General features: G+C 68.4%; 19 protein-coding genes. 9 read left to right on the forward strand and 10 right to left on the reverse strand.

All coding sequences use genetic code 11. From position 1 onward, the window contains the following. Positions 1–2 precede the first annotated feature (2 nt). Together ACXJLU_RS16910 and ACXJLU_RS16915 are read right to left on the reverse strand one after the other, a co-directional pair. Positions 3–179, reverse strand: a complete 177-nt coding sequence (locus ACXJLU_RS16910; RefSeq protein ID WP_159445384.1) for a hypothetical protein — start codon at positions 177–179, stop codon at positions 3–5. Then, positions 176–1,549, reverse strand: coding sequence for an MFS transporter (locus ACXJLU_RS16915; protein ID WP_457332878.1), 1,374 nt, complete (start codon positions 1,547–1,549; stop codon positions 176–178). The genes ACXJLU_RS16910 and ACXJLU_RS16915 overlap by 4 nt, the downstream gene beginning before the upstream one ends. Positions 1,550–1,748: 199 nt before the next feature. On the opposite strand from ACXJLU_RS16915, the gene cyoA reads away from it, so the two are divergent. The 8 genes from cyoA (at position 1,749) to ACXJLU_RS16955 (ending at position 11,320) form a co-directional block, all read left to right on the forward strand. After that, positions 1,749–2,846: a ubiquinol oxidase subunit II gene (cyoA, locus tag ACXJLU_RS16920; protein ID WP_457332880.1), complete on the forward strand. Its 1,098-nt coding sequence runs from the start codon at positions 1,749–1,751 to the stop codon at positions 2,844–2,846. Between the two features lie 10 nt (positions 2,847–2,856). Next, the gene (cyoB, locus tag ACXJLU_RS16925) at positions 2,857–4,860 is read left to right on the forward strand and encodes a cytochrome o ubiquinol oxidase subunit I (protein WP_457332882.1); all 2,004 of its coding nucleotides are present in this window, start codon (positions 2,857–2,859) and stop codon (positions 4,858–4,860) included. Continuing rightward, on the forward strand, positions 4,853–5,482 hold the full coding sequence (gene cyoC, locus ACXJLU_RS16930) for a cytochrome o ubiquinol oxidase subunit III (RefSeq protein WP_457332884.1): 630 nt from the start codon (positions 4,853–4,855) through the stop codon (positions 5,480–5,482). Before cyoB ends, cyoC begins: the two co-directional genes overlap by 8 nt. Beyond that, the gene (gene cyoD, locus ACXJLU_RS16935; protein WP_457332886.1) at positions 5,479–5,901 is read left to right on the forward strand and encodes a cytochrome o ubiquinol oxidase subunit IV; all 423 of its coding nucleotides are present in this window, start codon (positions 5,479–5,481) and stop codon (positions 5,899–5,901) included. The genes cyoC and cyoD overlap by 4 nt, the downstream gene beginning before the upstream one ends. Further along, a complete protein-coding gene (locus ACXJLU_RS16940; RefSeq protein ID WP_457332888.1) occupies positions 5,898–6,647 on the forward strand; it encodes an SURF1 family protein in 750 nt (249 codons plus the stop codon). The genes cyoD and ACXJLU_RS16940 overlap by 4 nt, the downstream gene beginning before the upstream one ends. Next, entirely contained in the window at positions 6,631–8,043 is a 1,413-nt protein-coding gene (locus ACXJLU_RS16945; protein WP_457332890.1) for an ATP-binding protein, read from the forward strand. Before ACXJLU_RS16940 ends, ACXJLU_RS16945 begins: the two co-directional genes overlap by 17 nt. Next, positions 8,030–8,569 (forward strand): response regulator transcription factor, encoded by a 540-nt coding sequence (locus tag ACXJLU_RS16950; protein WP_457332892.1) that lies wholly within the window; start codon positions 8,030–8,032, stop codon positions 8,567–8,569. The genes ACXJLU_RS16945 and ACXJLU_RS16950 overlap by 14 nt, the downstream gene beginning before the upstream one ends. A gap of 90 nt (positions 8,570–8,659) precedes the next feature. After that, positions 8,660–11,320, forward strand: a complete 2,661-nt coding sequence (locus ACXJLU_RS16955; protein ID WP_457332894.1) for a patatin-like phospholipase family protein — start codon at positions 8,660–8,662, stop codon at positions 11,318–11,320. Here ACXJLU_RS16955 and ACXJLU_RS16960 read toward each other — a convergent pair whose 3' ends face one another. The 4 genes from ACXJLU_RS16960 to ACXJLU_RS16975 form a co-directional block, all read right to left on the reverse strand. Continuing rightward, on the reverse strand, positions 11,321–13,456 hold the full coding sequence (locus ACXJLU_RS16960; RefSeq protein WP_457332896.1) for an RICIN domain-containing protein: 2,136 nt from the start codon (positions 13,454–13,456) through the stop codon (positions 11,321–11,323). 127 nt (positions 13,457–13,583) lie between these two features. Then, the gene (locus tag ACXJLU_RS16965) at positions 13,584–14,246 is read right to left on the reverse strand and encodes an HAD-IA family hydrolase (RefSeq protein WP_457332898.1); all 663 of its coding nucleotides are present in this window, start codon (positions 14,244–14,246) and stop codon (positions 13,584–13,586) included. A gap of 42 nt (positions 14,247–14,288) precedes the next feature. Then, positions 14,289–16,868, reverse strand: coding sequence for a 2-oxoglutarate dehydrogenase E1 component (locus ACXJLU_RS16970; RefSeq protein ID WP_457332900.1), 2,580 nt, complete (start codon positions 16,866–16,868; stop codon positions 14,289–14,291). Between the two features lie 157 nt (positions 16,869–17,025). Beyond that, positions 17,026–18,567: a methyl-accepting chemotaxis protein gene (locus ACXJLU_RS16975; protein WP_457332902.1), complete on the reverse strand. Its 1,542-nt coding sequence runs from the start codon at positions 18,565–18,567 to the stop codon at positions 17,026–17,028. Between the two features lie 240 nt (positions 18,568–18,807). Between ACXJLU_RS16975 and ACXJLU_RS16980 the strand changes: the two genes are divergently transcribed. Next, the gene (locus ACXJLU_RS16980; protein ID WP_457332904.1) at positions 18,808–19,221 is read left to right on the forward strand and encodes a hypothetical protein; all 414 of its coding nucleotides are present in this window, start codon (positions 18,808–18,810) and stop codon (positions 19,219–19,221) included. Between the two features lie 13 nt (positions 19,222–19,234). Here ACXJLU_RS16980 and ACXJLU_RS16985 read toward each other — a convergent pair whose 3' ends face one another. The 4 genes from ACXJLU_RS16985 to ACXJLU_RS17000 form a co-directional block, all read right to left on the reverse strand. Then, positions 19,235–20,521 carry a M16 family metallopeptidase gene (locus ACXJLU_RS16985; protein ID WP_457332906.1) on the reverse strand — a complete coding sequence of 429 codons (1,287 nt, stop codon included), beginning with the start codon at positions 20,519–20,521 and terminating at the stop codon, positions 19,235–19,237. A 283-nt stretch (positions 20,522–20,804) separates the two neighbouring features. Further along, positions 20,805–21,302 carry an SRPBCC family protein gene (locus ACXJLU_RS16990; RefSeq protein ID WP_457332908.1) on the reverse strand — a complete coding sequence of 166 codons (498 nt, stop codon included), beginning with the start codon at positions 21,300–21,302 and terminating at the stop codon, positions 20,805–20,807. Further along, on the reverse strand, positions 21,286–21,675 hold the full coding sequence (locus ACXJLU_RS16995; RefSeq protein ID WP_457332910.1) for an ArsR/SmtB family transcription factor: 390 nt from the start codon (positions 21,673–21,675) through the stop codon (positions 21,286–21,288). The genes ACXJLU_RS16990 and ACXJLU_RS16995 overlap by 17 nt, the downstream gene beginning before the upstream one ends. Positions 21,676–21,757: 82 nt before the next feature. After that, positions 21,758–21,953, reverse strand: a 196-nt coding sequence (locus tag ACXJLU_RS17000; protein ID WP_457332912.1) for a M55 family metallopeptidase, incomplete at its 5' end; no start/stop codon positions are given.

Genomic DNA, 21,953 nt, shown 5'->3' on the forward strand with positions numbered 1-21,953 from the left:
GACTAGCGATTGGCAAGCGCCTTGATCACATCCCTGTGCTCGGCAATCACCTTTTTTGCCGACTCCATGACCTGTTGGCGCTTCGCATCATCTGGAACATCAACAGGTTTGGGGCGAGTCTTCGACGCCCGTTTGATGATGGCAATGCCGTACTTGTTCGTGCTGGATGGCGTGTTCATGGCGAAGTTCCTTCGGCTGCGGCCGAGTCCTTGATCTCCATAGCCTTGTTCACGCTCAGCGCGATCAACGTGGCCGCCGAGCCCGACAGCAGGTAGACGCTGACGTACGCCAGCCCGAAGTGGGCTGACAGCCCCAGCGCCACCAGCGGCGCAAACGCCGCGCCGATCAGCCAGGCCAGGTCGGAGGTGAGCGCCGCGCCGGTGTAGCGGTGCTGCGTCTCGAAGTTGGACGTCACCGCGCCCGAAGCCTGGCCGTACGACAGCCCGAGCAGCGCGAAGCCGACCAGGATGAAGACGTCCTGCCCGATCGGCCCGCCGCCCAGCAGCGTCGGCGCGAAGCCGCTGAACACCCCGATCGCCGCGGCCAGCGTGCCGAGCGTGGTGCGGCGCCCGAACCGGTCGGCAATGCTGCCCGACGCGATGATGCCCAACGCGGCAATGCCGGCGCCCACCATCTGCACCGCGAGGAACTCGCTGATCGATTGCGTGGAATACAGCTTGATCCACGACAGCGGGAACACCGTGACGATGTGGAACAGCGCATAGCTCGCGAGCGCGGCGAACGCACCGATCACGATCGTCGAGCCCTGCGTGCGGGCCAGTTCGCCGACGCTGGTGGGCTCGAGCTCGTGCGCGTCGAGCAGCTTCGCGTATTCGTTGGTGGCCACCAGGCGCAGCCGGGCGAACAGCGCGACCACGTTGATCGCGAACGCCACGTAGAACGGGTAGCGCCAGCCCCACGACAGGAAATCTTCGGAACTCAGGCTCGCGTACAGGAACGCGAACAGCCCGCTCGCGATCACGAAACCGATCGGCGCCCCCAGCTGGCCGAGCATCGCGTACCAGCCGCGTCGGTTGCTCGGGGCGTTCAGCGCCAGCAGCGACGGCAGGCCGTCCCAGGCGCCACCGAGCGCCAGCCCCTGACCGACGCGGAAGATCGACAGCAGCACGATCGACGTGAAGCCGATGCTCTGGTAGCCCGGCACGAAGGCCATGCCGGCGGTCGACGACCCGAGCAGGAACAGCGCGATCGTCAGCTTGGCCTCGCGGCCGTAGCGCTTCTGGATCGCCATGAAGATGATGCTGCCGATCGGGCGCGCGATGAACGCGAACGAGAAGATCGTGAAGGCCCAGAGCGTGCCTTCGAGGCCTTTTTCGAACGGGAAAAACACTGACGGGAACACGAGCACTGCCGCGATTCCGAACACGAAGAAGTCAAAATACTCCGATGACCTCCCGATGATCACGCCGATGGCGATCTCGCCGGGCGCGACCTTCGCGTCATGGGCGGCATGCAGGCGGCGGGTGTCGCGGCCGATGTCTTCGGTCGTCGGATGCGGATGTTTGGGGTCCAGGGAGGAGGTCGTCATGAAGCTTCGGTCCGCTGTCTTGAACATTGTCGGGGGCAGTCTGGAGGTTCCCACGCCCGGGCACCGCAGGCGATAGGACAAAACGTCCAATCCCCGAACCGCGCCGTTGAACGTAGATTCTCTGCCCATCGGGCGCCGGTTGGAAGCAGTTTGCGCGCCCCTCCTACACAGACCTGGCATGCCACCCCTCCAAAAGCCCATGAGCCCGATCAGCCGACCGCTCCTGCTGGCCCCCGCCCTGCTCCTCACCGGGCTGCTGGCCGGCTGCAACACCGTGCTGCTGAACCCGTCGGGCGACATTGCCGCCCAGCAGGGCAAGCTGATCGTCGTCAGCACGTGGCTGATGCTGCTGATCATCATCCCGGTGATCGCGCTGACGCTGACCTTCGCGTGGCGCTACCGCGCCTCCAACCGCGAAGCCCGCTACGAACCCGACTGGGACCACTCCACCCAGCTCGAGCTGGTGATCTGGGCGGCCCCGCTCTTGATCATCATCGCGCTGGGGGCGATCACCTGGATCAGCACCCACACGCTCGACCCGTACCGCCCGCTGAGCCGCATCGACGCGGCCCGCCCGGTCACCGCCGACGTGAAGCCGCTGGTCGTCGAGGTGGTCGCGCTCGACTGGAAGTGGCTCTTCATCTACCCGGAGCAAGGCATCGCCGTCGTCAACGAGCTGGCCGCGCCGGTCGACCGGCCGATCCAGTTCAAGATCACCGCGTCGTCGGTGATGAACGCGTTCTACATCCCCGAGCTGGCCGGCATGATCTACGCGATGCCGGGCATGCAGACCCAGCTGCACGCGGTGATCAACAAGCCGGGCGACTATGAAGGCTTCTCGGCCAACTACAGCGGTGCCGGCTTCTCGCACATGCGCTTCCGCTTCCACGGCGTCGACAACGCCGGCTTCGACAAGTGGGTGCAGGCCGCCAAGGCCGACGCCAAGGAACTGACCCGCGCCGACTACCTGCAGCTCGAGAAGCCGAGCGAGCGCGAGCCGGTGCGCCGCTACGCGAGCTTCGCGCCGGGCCTGTACGACGCCATCCTGAACCGCTGCGTCGACAGCTCGAAGATGTGCATGTCCGAAATGATGGCGATCGACGCCGGCGGCGGCCTCGGCCGCCAGGGCATCGACGGCGTCAAGGAGAAGGACGGCCACACCTCCGACGCCAACGGCGCCACGCCGCGCACCTACTACGTCGCCGCCGCGCTGTGCACCGTCGCCGACCCGACCGGCACGCAGCCGGTGATGCGCACCGCGCAAAACACCATGCAAAACGCAAGCACGCAGAACTGAGTCGCACCCGATGCTCGATCACCTCGATTTGACGAAGCTCGTCTTCGGCCGCCTCTCGTGGAACGCGATCCCGCTCCATGAGCCCATCCTGCTCGTCACCTTCATCGCCGTCTGCCTCGGCGGCGTCGGCATGCTGGCGTTGCTGACCCGCTATCGCCTGTGGGGCTACCTGTGGCGCGAATGGTTCACCAGCATCGACCACAAGAAGATCGGGATCATGTACGTGATCCTGGGTCTCGTGATGCTGCTGCGCGGCTTCGCCGACGCGGTGATGATGCGGGCCCAGCAGGCCATGTCGTTCGGCGACAACGCCGGCTTCCTGCCGCCGCACCACTACGACCAGATCTTCACGGCCCACGGCGTGATCATGATCTTCTTCGTCGCGATGCCGCTGGTCACCGGGCTGATGAACTTCGTCGTGCCGCTGCAGATCGGCGCGCGCGACGTGGCCTTCCCGTTCCTGAACAACTTCAGCTTCTGGATGACCACCTTCGGCGCCGGCCTGGTGATGGCCTCGCTGTTCGTCGGCGAATTCGCGCGCACCGGCTGGCTGGCCTACCCGCCGCTGTCGGGCATCGCGTTCAGCCCTGACGTGGGGGTCGATTACTACATCTGGTCCTTGCAGATCGCGGGGGTCGGCACGCTGCTGTCGGGCGTGAACCTGATCGCCACCATCGTCAAGATGCGCGCGCCCGGCATGTCGATGATGAAGATGCCCGTCTTCACCTGGACCTCGCTGTGCACCAACATCCTGATCGTCGCCGCCTTCCCGGTGCTGACGGCGGTGCTGGTGCTGCTCTCGCTCGACCGCTACGCCGGCACCAACTTCTTCACGAACGACCTCGGCGGCAACGCGATGATGTACGTGAACCTGATCTGGATCTGGGGCCACCCCGAGGTCTACATCCTGGTGCTGCCGGCCTTCGGCATCTTCTCGGAGGTGGTCTCCACCTTCAGCGGCAAGCGGCTGTTCGGCTACGCGTCGATGGTGTACGCCACGGTCGTGATCACCATCCTGTCGTACCTGGTGTGGCTGCACCACTTCTTCACGATGGGCTCGGGGGCGAGCGTCAACTCGTTCTTCGGCATCACGACGATGATCATCTCGATCCCGACCGGCGCGAAGATCTTCAACTGGCTCTTCACGATGTACCGCGGGCGCATCCGCTTCGAGGTGCCGATGCTGTGGACGGTCGGCTTCATGATCACCTTCGTGATCGGCGGCATGACCGGCGTGCTGCTCGCGGTGCCGCCGGCCGACTTCGTGCTGCACAACAGCCTGTTCCTGATCGCGCACTTCCACAACGTGATCATCGGCGGCGTGCTGTTCGGGCTGATGGCCGGCATCACCTACTGGTTCCCGAAGGCCTTCGGCTACAAGCTCGATCCGTTCTGGGGCAAGTGCTCGTTCTGGTTCTGGCAGATCGGCTTCTTCTTCGCGTTCACGCCGCTGTACGTGCTGGGCCTGATGGGCGTCACGCGCCGGCTGAGCCACTTCGAGGATTCGTCGCTGCAGATCTGGTTCGTGATCGCCGCGTTCGGTGCGTTCCTGATCGCGCTGGGCATCGGCAGCTTCCTGATCCAGCTGGTGGTCAGCTTCATGCGCCGCGAGCAGTTGCGCGACGTGACCGGCGACCCGTGGGACGGCCGCACGCTCGAATGGTCGACCGCGTCGCCCCCGCCGGCCTACAACTTCGCGTTCACGCCGGTGGTGCACGACAACGACGCCTGGTACGACATGAAGGCCAACAAGTTCGATCGCCCGACCGAGGGTTTCATCCCGATCCACATGCCGAAGAACACCGGTGCCGGCTTCATCATCGCCGGCCTCGCGGCGGTGGTCGGCTTCGCGATGATCTGGCAGATGTGGCTGCTCGCCGGCCTCGGCTTCGTCGCGATGATGGCCGCGATCATCATCCACACCTTCAACTACAAGCGTGACTTCCACATCGGCGCGGACGAAGTCGTCCGCACCGAGAACGCACGCACCCAGCTGCTGGCCGCCCATGTCTGATCTCACATTGAACCCCGCGGCAAGCGCCGACGCGCCGCGCTACTACCTGCGCGAAGAACACCATCCGGAGAACGGCACCCTGCTCGGGTTCTGGCTCTACCTGATGAGCGACTGCCTGGTCTTCGCGTGCCTGTTCGCGACGTATGGCGTGCTCGGCCGCAGCTACGCGGCCGGCCCGTCGGGCGCCGACCTGTTCGACCTGCCGATCGTGGCGGTGAACACCTCGCTGCTGCTGCTGTCGTCGATCACCTACGGCTTCGCGGTGCTCGAGATGCAGCGCAAGCGGCTGCGCGCGACGCTGGTGTGGCTGGGCGTCACCGGCTTGTTCGGCCTGGGCTTCCTGAGCCTGGAGCTGTACGAGTTCGCGCACCTGATCCACGAAGGCGCCGGCCCGCAGCGCAGCGCGTTCCTGTCGTCGTTCTTCACGCTGGTCGGCACGCACGGGCTGCACGTCACCTTCGGCATCGTCTGGCTGGTCACGCTGATGTTCCAGCTCGGCAAGCACGGCCTGACCGCGCCGAACCGCCGCCGCGTGATGTGCCTGTCGATGTTCTGGCACTTCCTGGACGTCGTCTGGATCGGCGTCTTCACGTTCGTCTATCTCATGGGAGTGCTGCCGTGAGCGCACAAGAAATCGACAGCCTCGCCCACGGGCGCGATCACGGCCACGCGCATGGCCACGACGACCACGGGCATGACCACGACGGCGGCCACGCCCCCAGCACGCTGCAGGGCTACGCCACCGGCTTCATCCTGTCGGTGATCCTGACGGCGATTCCGTTCTGGCTGGTGATGGGCAAGGCCTTCAACAACTCCAGCACCACGGCGCTGGTGATCCTCGGCTTCGCCGCGGTGCAGATCGTCGTGCACATGGTGTATTTCCTGCACATGAACGCGCGATCGGAAGGCGGCTGGACCATGCTGGCGCTGATCTTCACGCTGGTGCTGGTGGTGATCACGTTGAGCGGTTCGTTGTGGGTGATGTTCCACATGAACAGCAACATGATGCCCACTGTCCACGACATGCGAGTGAGGCCGTGAGGCCACGCAGGGCAGCGCTGACCGCAGCGGCCGCCCTGCTGTTCGCAGGCTTCGCCGCACTCGGCACCTGGCAGGTGCAGCGGCTGTCCTGGAAGCTGGACCTGATCGAGCGGGTCGAGCAACGGGTTCGCGCGGCGCCGGTCGAGGCGCCTGCCGGGCCGGTCAGCGCGGCGACCGACGAGTACCGCCACGTCGTGCTGCACGGCCGCCTCCTGCATGCGCAAGAGACCCTCGTGCAGGCCGTCACCGAGCAAGGCCCCGGCTGGTGGCTCGTCACGCCGCTGCAGCAGGCCGACGGCCGCAGCGTGCTGGTCAACCGCGGGTTCGTCACGACCGAATCGAAAGCCCTGGCGTCGCGCCCGGACGGCGACGTCACCCTCACCGGCCTGCTGCGCCTGACCGAACCGCGTGGGGGCTTCCTGCGCCGCAACGACCCTGTCGCCGGCCGCTGGTTCTCGCGCGACGTGGAAGCCATCGCCGCGGCGCGCGGGCTCGCGAACGCGGCGCCCTATTTCGTCGACGCCGATGTTCAAACCGCGGCCGGCCCCGATGCCTGGCCGGTCAGCGGCCTGACCGTCGTCAGCTTCCACAACAACCACCTCGTCTACGCCCTCACCTGGTTCGGCCTCGCCGCGATGGTGGCAGGGGCGGCGTGGATGCTGCGGCCGGGCGGCCGCTGGTCGGGCGAGAATCCGCCCTTCCCGGCCTCCGCCTCCGCCCTCCCGCACGATGCCCCTCACGGCTGACACCACCCCGCTGCAGCACACCCTGATCGGTCCGCCCACGAGCTGGGCCGGCACCGTGGGCGTCACCGATGCCGGGCTGAAGAACATGCAGCAGCTGATCCAGCTGCGCTGGATCGCGGTGGTCGGCCAGATCGTCACGGTCGCGATCGTGCATTTCGGCTTCGGCATCCGGCTGCCGCTGGAGCACATGCTCGCGGTGCTGTACTGCCTGGTCGCGTTCAACCTGGTCAGCGTGCTGCGGCTGCGCAACCGCCGCCCGGTGCTGCACGTGGAGCTGCTGGTGGCGCTGCTGGTCGACGTGGGCATGCTGACCTCGCAGCTGTACCTGAGCGGCGGCGCGACCAACCCGTTCGCCTTCCTGTACCTGCTGCAGGTGATCCTCGGCGCGGTGCTGCTGAAGCCGCGCTACACCTGGGTGCTGGTGGTCGTCACCTGCCTGTGCTTCGCCGGGCTCGGGCTGTACTACCGGCCGCTGGACATCCCGCTCGACCACGTGCGCGGCCTGTCGAGCCCGTTCGTGCTGGGCCTGCTGCTGTGCTTCGCGCTGAACGCGGCGCTGCTGGTCACCTTCATCACCCGCATCCAGCGCAACCTGCGCGCCCGCGATGCGCGGCTGGCCGCGTTGCGCCAGCGCGCGGCCGAAGAGGAGCACATCGTCCGCATGGGCCTGCTCGCGTCGGGCGCGGCGCACGAGCTGGGCACGCCGCTCGCGACGCTGGCGGTGATCCTCGGCGACTGGCGCCGGCTGCCGCACTTCAGCTCCGACCCCGAGCTGCTCGAAGAGGTGGTCGAGATGCAGACCCAGCTGGAGCGCTGCAAGGCGATCGTCAGCGGCATCCTGCTGACGGCCGGCGAGGCGCGCGGCGAGTCGTCCGAGGCGACCACGCTCGCGACCTTCCTCGACGAGCTGGTGCACGACTGGCGCCGCACGCGGCCGGTCAAGGCCTTCGCGTACGAGAACCGCTTCGGCGACGACCTGCCGATGGTGTCCGACTCGGCGATCCAGCAGATGATCTGCAACGTGCTCGACAACGCGCTCGAAGCGTCGCCGCAATGGCTGCGGCTCGACGTGGAGCGCGCCGGCGACGCGCTGAGCTTGACTGTTACCGATGCCGGCAAGGGCTTCGCGCCAGGCCTGCTCGAGACGCTGGGCCAGCCCTACCGCTCGACCAAGGGGCGGCCGGGCAGCGGCCTCGGGCTGTTCCTGGTGGTCAACGTGGCGCGCACGATCGGCGGCACGGTGGAAGCGGCGAACCGGCCGGAGGGCGGCGCGATGGTGAAGATCACGCTGCCGCTGTCGGCGATCGTGCTGGAAGACGCCACCGCACCAGAAGAAGAGGCCGAAGATGATCCCGAAGCCGCAGAGGAAGTGAGCGAAAGCCATGGACAACGCTGAACGCCGCCTGCTGATCGTCGAGGACGACGCCTCGTTCGCGCGCACGCTCGGGCGCTCGTTCGAGCGGCGCGACTACCGCGTCACGCTGGCCGCCAGCCTGGGCGACGTGAGCGCCGTGCTGCAGACCGAATCGCCGGGCTTCGCGATCGTCGACCTGAAGCTGAACGGCGAGGCCTCGGGCCTGGCCTGCGTGCAGGCGCTGCATGCGCACGACCCGAAGATGCTGATCGTCGTGCTGACCGGGTTCGCGAGCATCGGCACCGCGGTCGAGGCGATCAAGCTCGGCGCCTGCCACTACCTGGCCAAGCCGTCGAACACCGACGACATCGAGGCCGCCTTCGGCCGCGCCGCCGGCACCACCGAGGTCGAGCTGACGAACCGCTCGAGCTCGATCAAGACGCTCGAGTGGGAACGCATCCACGAGACGCTGGCGGAGACCGGGTTCAACATCTCCGAAACGGCACGGCGGCTGGGCATGCACCGGCGCACGCTGGCGCGCAAGCTCGGAAAACAGCAAGTGAAATAGGCGGCCGGTCTCCCCAGTCGAGGGGATGCCGCCCGGCGGGCGGCATCGGCACAATCGCCGGGCACTTTTGCGCCTGGACCGAGGCCCGCCATGCCGACTGCCACCCCTGCTGCCACCACGATACCGGCCACGCAAGTGCTCGGTGACGAACTCGAGCTCATCCGGGCGCGCCGGCGCGCGAACGACCCCCAGCTCGCCGCCGCCCGGCCGCACAGCGGCGAGGTGTTCGGGCTCGCGCTGTCCGGCGGCGGCATCCGCAGCGCGACGGTGTCGCTCGGCGTGCTGCAAGGCCTGGCGCGGGCCAGGCTGCTGCACCGCTTCGACTACCTGTCGACGGTCTCCGGCGGCGGCTACATCGGCGCGTTCTTCGCCAGCCTGTTCCGCCGGCCGCTCGATGGCAACGACAAGGGCAACGGCCTGAACGCCGCGGCCAGCGGGCGCGATGCCGAGCACATCCTCGCCGAGGACTTCTCGCGCCGCCCGCCGGGCTATTCGCCCACCGCCCGCCCGCTCGGCTGGCAGCTGCAGTGGCTGCGCAAGGGCAGCCGCTACCTGGCACCGTCCGGCGCCGGCGACTACCTGTATGCCGTGGCGCTGGTGCTGCGCAACCTGGTGGCGATCCACTACGTGCTCGGGCTGACGCTGGTGCTCGCGGTGCTGCTGGCGATCGGGCTGGACTGGGGCGTGCAGACGGCGGCGTTCACGATGGCGGACCTGCCGGGCCATGCCTCGGGCTTCGGGCTGCTGCTGCTGTCGGGCGCGCTCGGCGCGTTCTGGGTGGCCCCGAGCGCGCTCGCCTACTTCGCCGCGGAGACGCCGAAGTCCGACGACGGCAAGCTGCCCTGGTGGTCGACGCGCACCTTCTGGTCCTTCATCGCCGCGATCGCGGTGGCCATCGGGCTGAGCTGGTGGATCGGCAGCTTCGGCGACGCCGGCGACCTCTCGCCCGCACCGCAAGCCTGGCGCCTCGGCGCCGCGCGCCTGCTGGCCGGCCTGGCTGCGCTGATGCTGCTGGCGGTCTCGATGCTGCTGGTCGTCGGCACGCTCGCCCGGCACCGTGCCGGCCGCGGCGAGACCTCGCAGGCCCGCTTGCTGCAAGGCATCCGCGTCGACCTGACGCAGGTGCTGGCGCACGGGCTGAGCTTCCTGCTCGCGGCGGTGTCCGCCGCCGCCTTGCTGCTTCTGGTGCCCCACCTGCGCGAGTACACGGCCAAGCTGGTCGCCGCGGCCGTGGCGGCCGCACCGGCGGCGCGCTTCCTGATGTCGCTCGTGCCCCAGCGCAAGAAGGACAACGAGGCGTCGCCCGCGTGGCTGCAATGGCTCGCGTCGGCTGCCGGCGTGCTCGCCTTCACGCTGCTCGTGCTCGGGTGGACGCTGGCGGCCGATGCGCTGGTCTCCACTTGGCTGATGCCGACCGGCATCTCGGGCTTCGCGGTGATCACGTCGGTGCTGCTGCTGCTCGCGCTGGCCTTCGCGACCGGCCAGAGCTTCCAGTTCCTGAACCTGACGACGATCCAGCGCATGTATGCCTCGCGCATCATCCGCAGCTACCTGGGCGCGAGCAATGCCGAACGCTCGAAGGCCGGCAGCCGCAGCGCCTGGCAGCGCATCAGCGAGGCCCACCCGCGCGACGACCTGCCGCGCGGCGAGTACTACGCCGCCGACGCCTGGCAGCGCGGCGCGCCGCTGCACCTGATCAACGTGACGATCAACCAGACCGTCTCCGACACCGACCCGCTGGTGCAGCGCGACCGCAAGGGCCGCCCGCTGGTGGTGTCGCCCTGCGCGCTCGGCGTCGACGGGCTCTGGTACGACTGGGACAGGCCGGCGGTCGAGCGCGGCAAGCCGGTGCGACTCGAGGCGCTGACCATCGGCAACTGGATCGGCATCTCGGGCGCGGCCTTCAGCACCGGGCTGGGCCGGGCGACCTCGCTCGGCAAGTCGATGCTGTTCACGATCGGCAACGTCCGCCTCGGGCATTGGTGGAAGGCCTGGCCCGAGGAGCGGGCGCCGCGCAAGCGCGGCCCGCTCGACCTGCTGGCGCGCGGCATCGCGCACGTCTTCACGACGCAGGCCTACCTGGCCAGCGAGCTGTTCGCGCGCTTCAGCGGCACGCAGCTGCCGTACTGGTATTTGACGGACGGCGGACACTTCGAGAACACCGGCGTCTACGAGCTGCTGCGCCGGCGCGTCGGCATGGTGCTCGCGTGCGACAACGGTGCCGACCCGAGCTATCAGCTCGAAGACCTGGCGAACCTGATGCGGCTGGCCCGCATCGACATGGGCTGTGAATTCGTGCGGCTGGTGCGCGAGGATTTCGGACCGATGGCCGACGCGCCGCGCTGGCTGAACGCGGTCATCGACGATCCACGGCTGACCCGCGGCGATGGCAACGAGGACAAGGACACCGGCCGCGCGATGCTGTTCTACGCGTACCGGCCGCTGGATCCCGACGGCGTCGACAGCGGCACGGCGCTGGTGGTGCTGAAGCCGCGTCTTGCGCACTCGACCCCGCTCGACGTGCTGGAGTACGCCGCCACCTCGCCCACCTTCCCGCAGGAGACGACGGCCGACCAGTTCTTCGACGAAGGCCAGTGGGAGAGCTACCGCCGGCTGGGGGCGGCGCAGTGCGAGGACCTGTTCGCCGCGGCGGCGTCCACCGAGGCGGACCCTGTCGATGCACTCACGCGGCTGCGCGACGAGATCCGGGCGGCCGCCCGCAAGAAGCTGGCGGCCGCCGGCACCGCCTGATCAGGGCGCCCGGAACGTCCAGCGCGCGTTGTCCCCCGCGCAATCCCACTGCTGGATCGCCGCGCCATCCAGCGTCGACACGTTGGTCACGTCCAGGCACTTGTTGCTGTGCGACGCGCGCAGGTAGTAGGAGCCGCCACCCTGGTCCTCCAGCTTGAACAGCTGGTTCGCCCCACCCGTGCAGGTCCATTGCTGCACCGCCGCGCCGTTGGCGGTGCTGACGCCGGTGATGTCGGCGCACTTGCCGCTCAGCACCGAGCGCAGCTGCCACAGCCCGTTGGCGTTGCTCTGCGCGACCCATTGCTGGTTGCTGCCGCCGCCGTAGCTCCATTGCTGCAGCACGGTGCCGTCGGTGGTGGCGCGTTCGCGCACATCGAGCGCACGGCCGCTGTGCTTCGCGACGATCGCGTAGGTCTGGCCGGAGACCGGGCCGGTCGTGGGGTTCGTCGGCGGATTGGTCGGCGGGTTGGTCGGCGGGTTGGTGCCGGTCGAATCCTCGAACTGCAGCCAGTCGAGGTTCGCGACACCCAGCCCGCCCTTGGCCACCAGGTAGATGTTGTGCACGCCGCTGCTGCGCTGGATCGGCGTCGTGATCTCCTGGAACGTGGTCCAGCCGCCGGTGCTCGGCACCGTGACCGTGCCGACGTGTGCGCCGGTCGGGCTGTCGAGGTGCAGCTCGATCTGCTTGCCGGCATAGGCCGCGTCCACCGCCAGCCGCAGCTTCAGCCGGTCGACGCCGCTGCCGAAGTCGACGTCGATGTAGCGCAGCCAGTCACCCGCATCGAAGCTGCCGACGCCGGCCGCGTCGAAGCTGACGCCGCTCTGCGCATAGAACATCTCGGCCTCGAGCTTGTCGGTGGCGCGCCAGTTGCCTTCGTACGGCAGGTTGCGGATCAGGCTGTTCTTGCCGGTCAGCGCGGCCTTGAACACGCCGGTCAGCATGGTGTTGGGCGCCATGTTCTTCTCGACGTCCCAGCTGCGCCACTTCGATTCGATGGTGGCGTACGAATCGGTCGCGACGTTGGGCGTGTTGGCGCCGGCATTGGTGCTGTTGTACAGCGCCCAGTTGCCGACGTTGGTGCCCTTGTAGGTCCAGCTCGTCCAGTGCCAGCCCGACTCGTTGTAGCGGCGCAGGCCGTACTCCCAGCTGCTCTGCAGGTTGAAGTACATGAACTCGCCGACGTAGTGCGGCACGTTGTACGACAGGTACTGCTTCTCCTGGTTGACCTTGCTGTCGGTGAAGCTCGCCTGCGCGGCGTAGTTCGACTCGTTGCCCCAGTTGTAGTAGTGGAACTCGTAGATCACGTTGGTCCAGCCGTAGTCCGACGGCCGGGTGATCGCCGTCCAGTCCCAGATGCCCTCCATGATCACGATGTGGTTCGGGTCGACCGCACGGATCTCGTTGTAGAAGCGGTTGTACATGTCCAGCACCGGGCGCGTCGCCGGCGACGGATAGTTCAGCGACGGCTCGTTCAGCAGGTCGTAGCCGGCGACGGTCGGCTCGTTGCGAAAGCGCGTGGCCAGCTCGCGCCAGAAGCTCAGCGCCTGGTTCTGGAAGGTCGTGTTGTTCCACAACTGGCCCGAGCCGCCGATGCGCCCGCTGTGGTCGGCCCCGTTCTGCGAACCCGGCGCGCCGTGCAGGTCGAGGATCACGTACATCCGGTACTTCTTCGCCATCGCCACCACCCACTCGATGCGGCGGAAGTCGATCTTGCCGGCGGCATCGCGCTTCCACGAGCCGTCCTCGTTCATGTGGTTCAGGTAGTAGATCGGCAGGCGCACCGCGCTCATGCCCATCTCGCTGAGGATCTTGAAGTCCTTCTCCTGCAGGTAGCTGTCCTGGTAGGCGTTGATCAGCGCGTCGCGGCCGGCATCGCCGAAGCGCTGGCTCAGCGTCTTGCGCATCGTGTAGTCGTCGCTCACGCCGGCGAGCGGCGACATCCAGGTCTCGTGCACCTGCCAGCCGCCGAGGTTCACGCCGCGCAGGTAGATCGGGTCGCCGGTGCCGTTCTGGTTGCGCACCAGGCGGCCGTCGACCTTCAGGAAACTGCTGTGGGCGGCCGCGGTGCCGGCCATCGCGAGGGCGGCGACGACGGGCAGCAGGGCAAACCGCGAGAGGTGCGAAAGGAGTTTCATGGTCGGACTGGAGTGGAAGAAAAGTGGAAACGGTTCCAGTCCGGGATTCTTCGGGACCGAGGCCCGGATCACGTCCGGGTAAACCCTCGATCCGGCGGTGGGGTTGTCACCACCTGAAACGGCCGCGTCAGCGCGGTGCCAGTTGCAGCGTGCCGCCGGGCCCGGGCGTGGCAGCGATCGCGGCGTAGCCCGGCAACTGCGGGTGCGGTGTTGCGATTGGATGCGTGTGCGTGGCCGTGATCACGACGATCGCCGCGCCCGCCGCCTCGGCCGCCGCGATGCCGGCCGGCGCGTCCTCGAAGACGAGGCAGGCTTCTGCCGCCACGCCCAGGCGCTGCGCCGCGAGCCGGAAGCAGTCGGGTGCGGGCTTGCCGTTCACCACGTCGTCCGACGTGACGATCACCGCCGGCAGCGGCAGGCCGGCCGCCGCGATGCGGCGCAGCGCGAGCGCGCGCGGCGCCGACGTGACGATGGCCCAGCGATCGGCCGGCAACGCGGCCAGGAAGGCCGCGGCACCAGGGATCGCCTCGATGCCCGCCACGTCGTCGATCTCCAGCCGCGTGATCTCGTCGGCCTCGGCCTGCGCGTCGACGCCGGGCAGCGCGAGCTGGCGGATCGTCTCCACCGCGCGCCGGCCGTGGATGGTCGGCAGGAAGGCGGCCAGGTCGAGGCCATGGCGCATGGCCCATGCCGACCAGACCCGCTCGGCCGCCGCGATCGAGCTGAGGATCGTGCCGTCCATGTCGAACAGGAAGGCGGCGAAGGGGCGGTCGGCGTACGGCGGGGTCATGACACCTGGGGGCGGTGGAAGTGCCCCCAGGGTAACGTGGCTTCAGCCCCCCAGCGCCCGCGCCACCAGCGCCTGCTGCTGCCGGTGATGCACCGCCTGCGACGACACCGCGCCCGCCGCCGTCACCGCGCGCGACACCTCGCTCAGCACTGCGCCGGACGGGCAGGCGTCGGCCAGGTCGTCGCGCACGAAGGCCCAGGCGCCCTGGTTGCGCGTCTCCTCCTGCGCCCACACCAGCTCGCGCAATTGCGGGTAGCGCTGCAGCACCGCGCCCAGCTCGGCCTGCGGGAACGGGTACAGCTGCTCGAGCCGCACGATCGCGACATCGCTGCGGCCCTGCGCCACGCGAGCGCAGTGCAGGTCGTAGAACAGCTTGCCGCTGCAGAGGACGACGCGCGTCACCTGCGAGGCATCGGCCACCGCGTCATCGCCCAGCACCGGCTCGAAGCCACCAGCCAGCAGTTCGCCCACCGTCGAATGCGAGGCCGACTCGCCGTACAGCACCGCCTTCGGCGTCATCGCGACCAGCGGCTTGCTCACCGCGTCGAGCGCCTGCCGGCGCAGCAGGTGGAACCACTGCGCCGAAGTCGACGGAAAGGCAACCCGCAGGTTGTCGCCGCCGCACAGCTGCAGGAAGCGGCCGACGAAGGCGTTCGAATGCTCCGGCCCGACGCCTTCGTAGCCGTGCGGCAGCAGCAACGCGAGTGCCGAGCGGCAGCCCCACTTCGCTTCGCCGGCGCTGATGTACTGGTCGACGAACACCTGCGCGCCGTTGACGAAGTCGCCGAACTGCGCCTCCCAGATCGTCAGGCCGCGGCCTTTGCTGCCGCTGCGTCGTGCGCCGATCTCCACGCTGTAGCCATACTCGAAGCCGAGCACCGCCTCCTCCGACAGCACCGAGTTGACGATGTCGAAGCGCGCACCGCCGGCCTCGACCTGCTGCAGCGGCGTGAAGGCCCCGGCCCCCGACGCCGCCTGGCTGTGCCAGACGCCATGGCGGTGCATGAAGGTGCCGCGGCCCACGTCCAGGCCCGACACGCGCACGTCGGTGCCGGCGCCGAGCAGCGAGGCGTAGGCCATGTTCTCGGCGAAGCACCAGTCGATGCGCGCGGCGTCGTTGCCCGCCGCATGCGACCACTGCTGCATCAGCGTGTGGATCACCGGGTGCGGCTGGAAGCCGCCCGGCAGCGTGGTCATCGCCGCCACCGCCGCCTGCAGACGCTCGCGCGTCCAGGCTGCGTGCGGCGGTGCTTCGCCGGCCACGTCGGGGGACGACGCCGCCCCGGTCTCGGCCACCGGCTTCCTGGCCGAGAAGGCCTCGATCGCCGCGGCACGCCCGCCGGCGATGATCGACGCCATCTCCGCCTCGCTCGCCATCCCGGCCGCCACCAGCGCCGCGCCATGCACCTCGACGACCGAGGCCTTCAGCTCGGCACGCGGGTAGATGTCGGGGCTGCTCAACGCCGGCATGTCGTGCTCGGAATGGCCGAGCCGGCGGTAGCCGATCAGGTCGATCACGATGTCGGTGCCGAACTGCGCGCGGTATGCCAGCGCGATCTGCGCGGCGCGCTGCAGCTGCTCGGGCGCATCGGCATTCACGCGCAGCACCGGCGCGTCGATCATGCGCGTCACGTCGGTGCAATAGCGCGCGGCCTGCGCATCCATCGCGTTCGGTTCGCTGAAGCCGAGCTGGTTGTTGATGATCACGTGCACCAGGCCGCCGACCGCGTAGCCCGGCTTCTGCGTCACCGCGAGCGTCTCCATCACGACGCCCTGCCCTGCGAACGCGGCATCGCCGTGCAGCACGATCGCCATCGCGTGGCTGTCACCGCCGCGCACCTGGCTCGCGCGCACCATGCCGGCCACGACCGGGTACACGCTCTGCAGGTGCGAGGGGTTGTGGGCCAGCGTCAGCGCGATCTCGCCGTGCCGCGTCGCGATGCGGCGGCGGCCGCCCAGGTGGTAGACGAGGTCGAGGTGATTCTCCGGATCGCGCGCCTGCGGATCGAGGTAGCCCATCACCTCGGCCGCCGGCAGCCCCAGCAGGTTGACCAGCACGTTGACGCGGCCGCGGTGCGGCATGCCCATGAACACCTCGCCGACGCCGTGCGATGCGGCGCGGTCGAGCAGCGCATCAAGCAGCGGAACCAGCGCCTCGCAGCCTTCGAGCGAGAAGCGCTTGGCGTGCGGAAAGTGTGCGGCCAGGTGATGCTCCCAGGCCTGCACCTGGATCAGACGGTCGAGCAGCTCGGCGCCGGGCGGGGTGGCCGACGGTGCGGCTTCCATCTGCGCCTGCAGCCATGCCCTGCGCGCGTCGTCGCGCATCGCCGAGGCATCCAGCGCGAGCGGTCCGCAGTACGCGGCCTTCAGGCGCCGGTCGAGCTCATGCGCGTCGCGCGCACCGAGCCACGGCGTGCCGTCATGCGTCAACGCATCGCCCGGCGACAGCCCGAAGCGCTGCAGCGACAGGCCCTGCGCATCGAGCGGCCGCGACAGCCCGAGCGGGTCGAGCGCCGCATGGCGGTGCCCGTGCGCGCGGTGCGCCTCGACGAAGCGATGGATTTCCGGCGTGAGCCGGGCCGGACGCAGCTGTGCGTCCTCGTGAAACGAAGTGATCAACATTCCGTCCTCCCTGACAGAAAAGTGATGGAGATGTACTGCGCGGAACTAACGGGGCGGGCCAGCGCTCTGGTGGCGCCTGCCGTCCGATCGACCGTCTCCTCTCACCCCGCGCCGCGTGCGGCACGGTCTCGCTGAATCTCTGTGGAACCTCAGGACGTCAAAGGGCGAACGAGCGGACCACGTGGGTCAGCTGCGTCGCCTGGTCCTGCAGCGCGCGGGCCGATGCGGTGCCTTGCTCGACCATCGCGGCATTGCGTTGCGTCGAATCGTCCATCTGCAGGATCGCGCTGTTGACCTGCTCGATGCCCATGCTCTGCTCGCGGCTCGATGCGCTGATCTCGGCCACGATCTCGCTGACGCGCTTGATGCTGCTGACGACCTGCTTCATCGTGACGCCGGCCTGCTCGACCATCTTGCTGCCTTCGTCGACCTGGTTCACCGACGCGTCGATCAGCGACTTGATTTCCTTGGCGGCGGTCGCGCTGCGCTGCGCGAGGTTGCGCACCTCGGCGGCCACCACCGCGAAACCGCGGCCCTGCTCGCCGGCCCGCGCCGCTTCCACCGCGGCGTTCAAGGCCAGGATGTTGGTCTGGAAGGCGATGCCGTCGATCACGCCGATGATGTCGGAGATCTTCTTCGACGAGGTCGAGATCGTGCTCATCGTCTCGATGACCCGGCCGACCACCTGGCCGCCCTGCGTCGCGACGGTCGAGGCCGACATCGCGGACTGGTTGGCCTGGCTCGCGTTGTCGGCGCTCAGCTTGACGGCGGAGGTCAGCTGCTCCATCGCCGACGCCGTCTCCTCGAGTGCGCTCGCCTGCTGTTCGGTGCGTGCCGACAGGTCGGTGTTGCCCTGCGACACCTCGTGCGCCGCGGTGGAGATGGTGTCGGCGCCGGTGCGCACCTCGGAGACGATGCGGTGCAGGCTGTCGACCATGTGCTGCAGCGCGGTGATCAGCCGGCCCACCTCATCCTTGCTCTGGACCCCGAGGTTGTGCGTCAGGTTGCCCGCGGCGACCGACTCGGCCAGGTCGATCGCCCGTTGGATAGGGTGGGTGATGGAGCGCGTGATGGTCCAGGCCGTCAGCACGCCCAGCAGCACGGCGAGCACCGAGGCGCCCACCATCTGCAGCTTCGCGGTGCGCGAGTTGTCCTTCGCGGTGGCCACGTCGTCGAGCATGCTCTGCGACTGCCGGGCCACCATCTTGTCGATCAGCGCGTAGTAGCGCTGCTGCGGGGCGGCCATCTCGTCCTGGTAGACGACCATCGCGTCGTCGCGCTTGCCGGCGGCCATCTGGTCGAAGACCTTGCGCACGACCACGCCGTACTCCTTGCGCGCCTTCGATTGCTCCTCGAATTGCGCCTTGTCTTCGGCGGTGTGGAGCATGGTCTCGAAGTCGGCGAGGTTCTTGGTGTTCGCCGCACGGATCGAGGCGTACTCGTCCATGTACTTCTTCAATTGCTCTGGCTGGGTGGACAGCAGGATGCGGCCGATCGTCACGGCGCCATGGTCGCCCATGGTCTTGATCTTGTTGGCCAGCGCAATCTGCGCATAGCGGTCGTCGACCACGCTGTCCATGACCGAACTCAATCCGTTGAGGACCGAGGTGGCCACGCCGAGGATCACCAGCAGCAGCGCGATGACGACCGAGAAAGCCAGCGCGAGACGCGAACCGATCTTGAGGTTCGACAGATTCATTTTTACTCCCGGAACATTGCGTTCAATGTCTCAATGGTGTGGAAACGTTTGCTTTTCGACAAGAGCGACTTTTGGTCGCCCTTCACGAATTGCTTCAGATTGGCATTGCGGTGCAATTCCCGTGAATTGCGTCCCAGTTATCGGCAACGCAGGCGCAGGCCTGAGTCGATTTCAGAGCGTTTCAGGACAATTCAGCCGCAATTTCAGCCCGGCCTGCGCCGCATCGGCCACAGTGCACCCATGTGCTCCGACAACGCGACCACGCCTTCGAACACCGCGGTGTTCAGGCTGTCGCTGTGGCGGCAGGGATTGCATGTCGGATGGCTCGGCGAGAACAGCACCGAATGGGCCGTGCTGGTCACCGACATCCGACACGCCTTGCTGCTGGAGGCCTGCCCGTACAACGGGTCGGTCTACTACCAGGTGAGCGGCAGCCTGCGCTATCTGGCGCTCAGCCCCGACGCCTGCATCGGCTTCTACAACTGGGCGAATGCCAGCGGCTTCACGCGCGAAGGCCGGCACCTGGTGGCCGACGACACCGGGCAGAAGCTGGCGCTGCAATCCGCCGAGAGCGGCGATCTGTGCGCGTGGAACGGCTGCGGCGTGCTGGAGGTCGGCTTCGAGCCGGTGGCCGCCGGCGTCGGTGTACGGTAGTCGGTTCGCGTCGTCAGTTCGCAGGCACGCCCACAAACAGTGCACCGGCCCGCTCGCGCGCGCGCACCGGCACGCTGCCCGCGAGCGCGACGGCGGCCGTGCCGCCGAGCAGCTTGGCGAACACCTCGCGCACGTCCTGCGCAGACGCGGCCTGCAGGCGGGCGAGCCACTCGCGGCTGTCGCGCAGCTGGCCGAAGGTGAAGACGTCCTGCACCGCCGATTCGATGCGGCGCGACGGCTGGTCGAGCGCGCGCAGCGTGCGCACCGCGATCTGGTTGCGGGCGCGCTCCAGGCCGACCGCATCGGTGCCGTCGGCATGGCGGCGCAGCAGCTGGGCGACGGCCTCGAGGAACTCGTCGGCCTGGGCCGGCGCGGTCGCCGCCTCGATGACGAACTGGCCGGACGACGGCAGGATGTCGGCCGAGCACGACGCGAAGTACGCGAGGCTGCGGCGCTCGCGGATCTCGTCGAGCAGCGGCGAGCTCATGCCCTCGCCGAGCAGCGCGGCCGCCAGCACGCTGTTGACGTGGGTGTCGTCGGCCAGCGCCGGCGCCTCGAAGCCGAGCACGGTGTGGCACTGCGCGCTGCCCGACATGCGGCGCAGCTTCAGGCCGCCGCGCCAGTCGGGGTGCGGCACCGCGTTCGGCTCGCCGCCGGGCATCGCGGCGAACGCGGATTCGACCGCGCGCACGAACGGATCGAACTCGACCGGCCCGGCCGCGGCGACGATGACGTTGGCCGCGGTGTACTGCTGCCGCACGTAGGACAGCAGGTCGTCGCGGCTGAAGCGCTTCAGGTTGGCGCGGTTGCCGATCACCGGCTGGCCGGCCGGGTGCATGCCGTAGCAGGCGCGGTCGAACAGCTGGAAGGCCATCGCGGCGGGGTCTTCCTCGAACTCGGTGAACTCGTGCTCGATGACCTGGCGCTCGCGCTCCAGCTCGTCGGCAGGGAAGGTGCTGTGCAGCACGATGTCGGCGAGCAGGCCGACGAAGGCCGGCAGGTCGCGCGCGAGGCCCTCGATGTGGAAGGCGGTGTGGTCCTTGTCGGTGTGGGCATTGACCTCGGCACCGAGCCGTTCGGCATCGAGGTTGATGCGCTGGCAGTCGCGCGACTGCGTGCCCTTGAAGGCCATGTGCTCGACGACGTGGCTGATGCCGTTGAGTTGCCGCGATTCATGCAGGCTGCCGGTGCGGATGAAGACGCTCAGGCTGACCGTCTGCCGCCACGGCATCGGGATCGCGACGGCGCGCAGGCCGTTGGGCAGGGTGGCGAGCTGGGGGGTGGGGGCGATGGGGTTCAAGGGCGGGGCCGGTGCTGCATGTCGAAGGTCCACATCATGCATGCATCAAAGAAGGCCCGCGCGCACGTTGGCGCGAGCAAAGGCGCGGGTGGGCAGGCTGTGGCTCGCCGCCATCCGTTCGGGCTGAGCTTGTCGAAGCCCCCCGCGCTTCGTGCACAACCCTTCGACGGACGGGCCTTCGACAGGCTCAGTCCCTGCTCAGGGCGAAGGGAAACTCGCCGGTTTCGACAAGCTCAACCCGAACGGATTGATGCGCGGATCGGCCAACGGATGGGTGATCGGTTCAACCCAGATGCGCTGCCAACTGATCGAACGTGCCGCCATACCCCTGCTCCATCGAGGGCTGCAGGTCATCGAAGAACTGGCGCTCCGCCGCCTCCTCGCCGAACGGGCGAGCCTTCAGGTGCACGATGGTCACGCCGCCCCGCTCGGTGAACGTCACCGCGTTCTCGATCTCCATCGGGCAGTGCTCGCTGAACGGTGCACGCGCAATGCCGCCGTGCGCGTTCGCGAACGAGTTGAGCCACACCAGCCGCTCGCCGGCGACGATCTCGCGGTAGTTGAAGCGGCCCCACATCGTCGGTGCGCCATCGAAATGCATCGCGTAGTGGAAGAAGCCGCCCAGCTGGAATTCGAAGCGGCGCACCTCGATCGTGCAACCCTTGGGGCCCCACCATTTCTGCAGCTGCGCCCGCTCGCTCCAGGCCTTCCAGACGACGGCAAGCGGCTGCCGGAATTCACGGGTGATGACGAAGCTCGTCGGATCAGGGCTTGCGGACATGGCGCTTTCCTTTCGGTGTCGGTGTGGATGTGGCGGTGGAGGCCTGCGTGGTCTGGAGGAAGGCATCGAGCCGGTCGAAGCTGTCTTCCCACAGCGCGCGGTACGGGGCGACCCATTGCGCAACCTCCTGCAGCCGCGCCGCCTCGAGCCGGCACGGCCGCGTCTGCGCGGCACGGCTGCGCGAGATCAGCCCGGCGCGCTCCAGCACCTTCAGGTGCTTCGAGATCGCCGGCTGCGACAGCGCGAATGGCTGCGCCAGTTCGTTCACCGTCGCCTCGCCCGAAGCCAGCCGCGCCAGCATCGCCCGGCGCGTCGGGTCGGCCAGCGCGGCAAAGGTCAGGTCGAGCACATCGGAACCCGTCGCGGAACCCATCGCATAGCCTTGTCTTTATATAACATTGTGGAAATATAAAGAGCACTCGCACGCCTGTCAACCCGGCATGCGCCGGGCAGGGTCAGCGCAGCGCGTTCGCCATCACCGACAGCGCATTGAGGCTGCGAATGGCCTCATGCACCGTGCCGCAGGCCACCGAGATCGTCTCCGCATCCTCGCGCTGCACCGTGGGCCACAGCGCGAACGCATCGGCCAGGGCCGGCGTCTGGCATTGCACGCGCAGCGTCGGCGCAGCGGCCAGCCGCCACGGCGCGCGC

Source organism: Rhizobacter sp. P5_C2 (genome assembly GCF_054049715.1).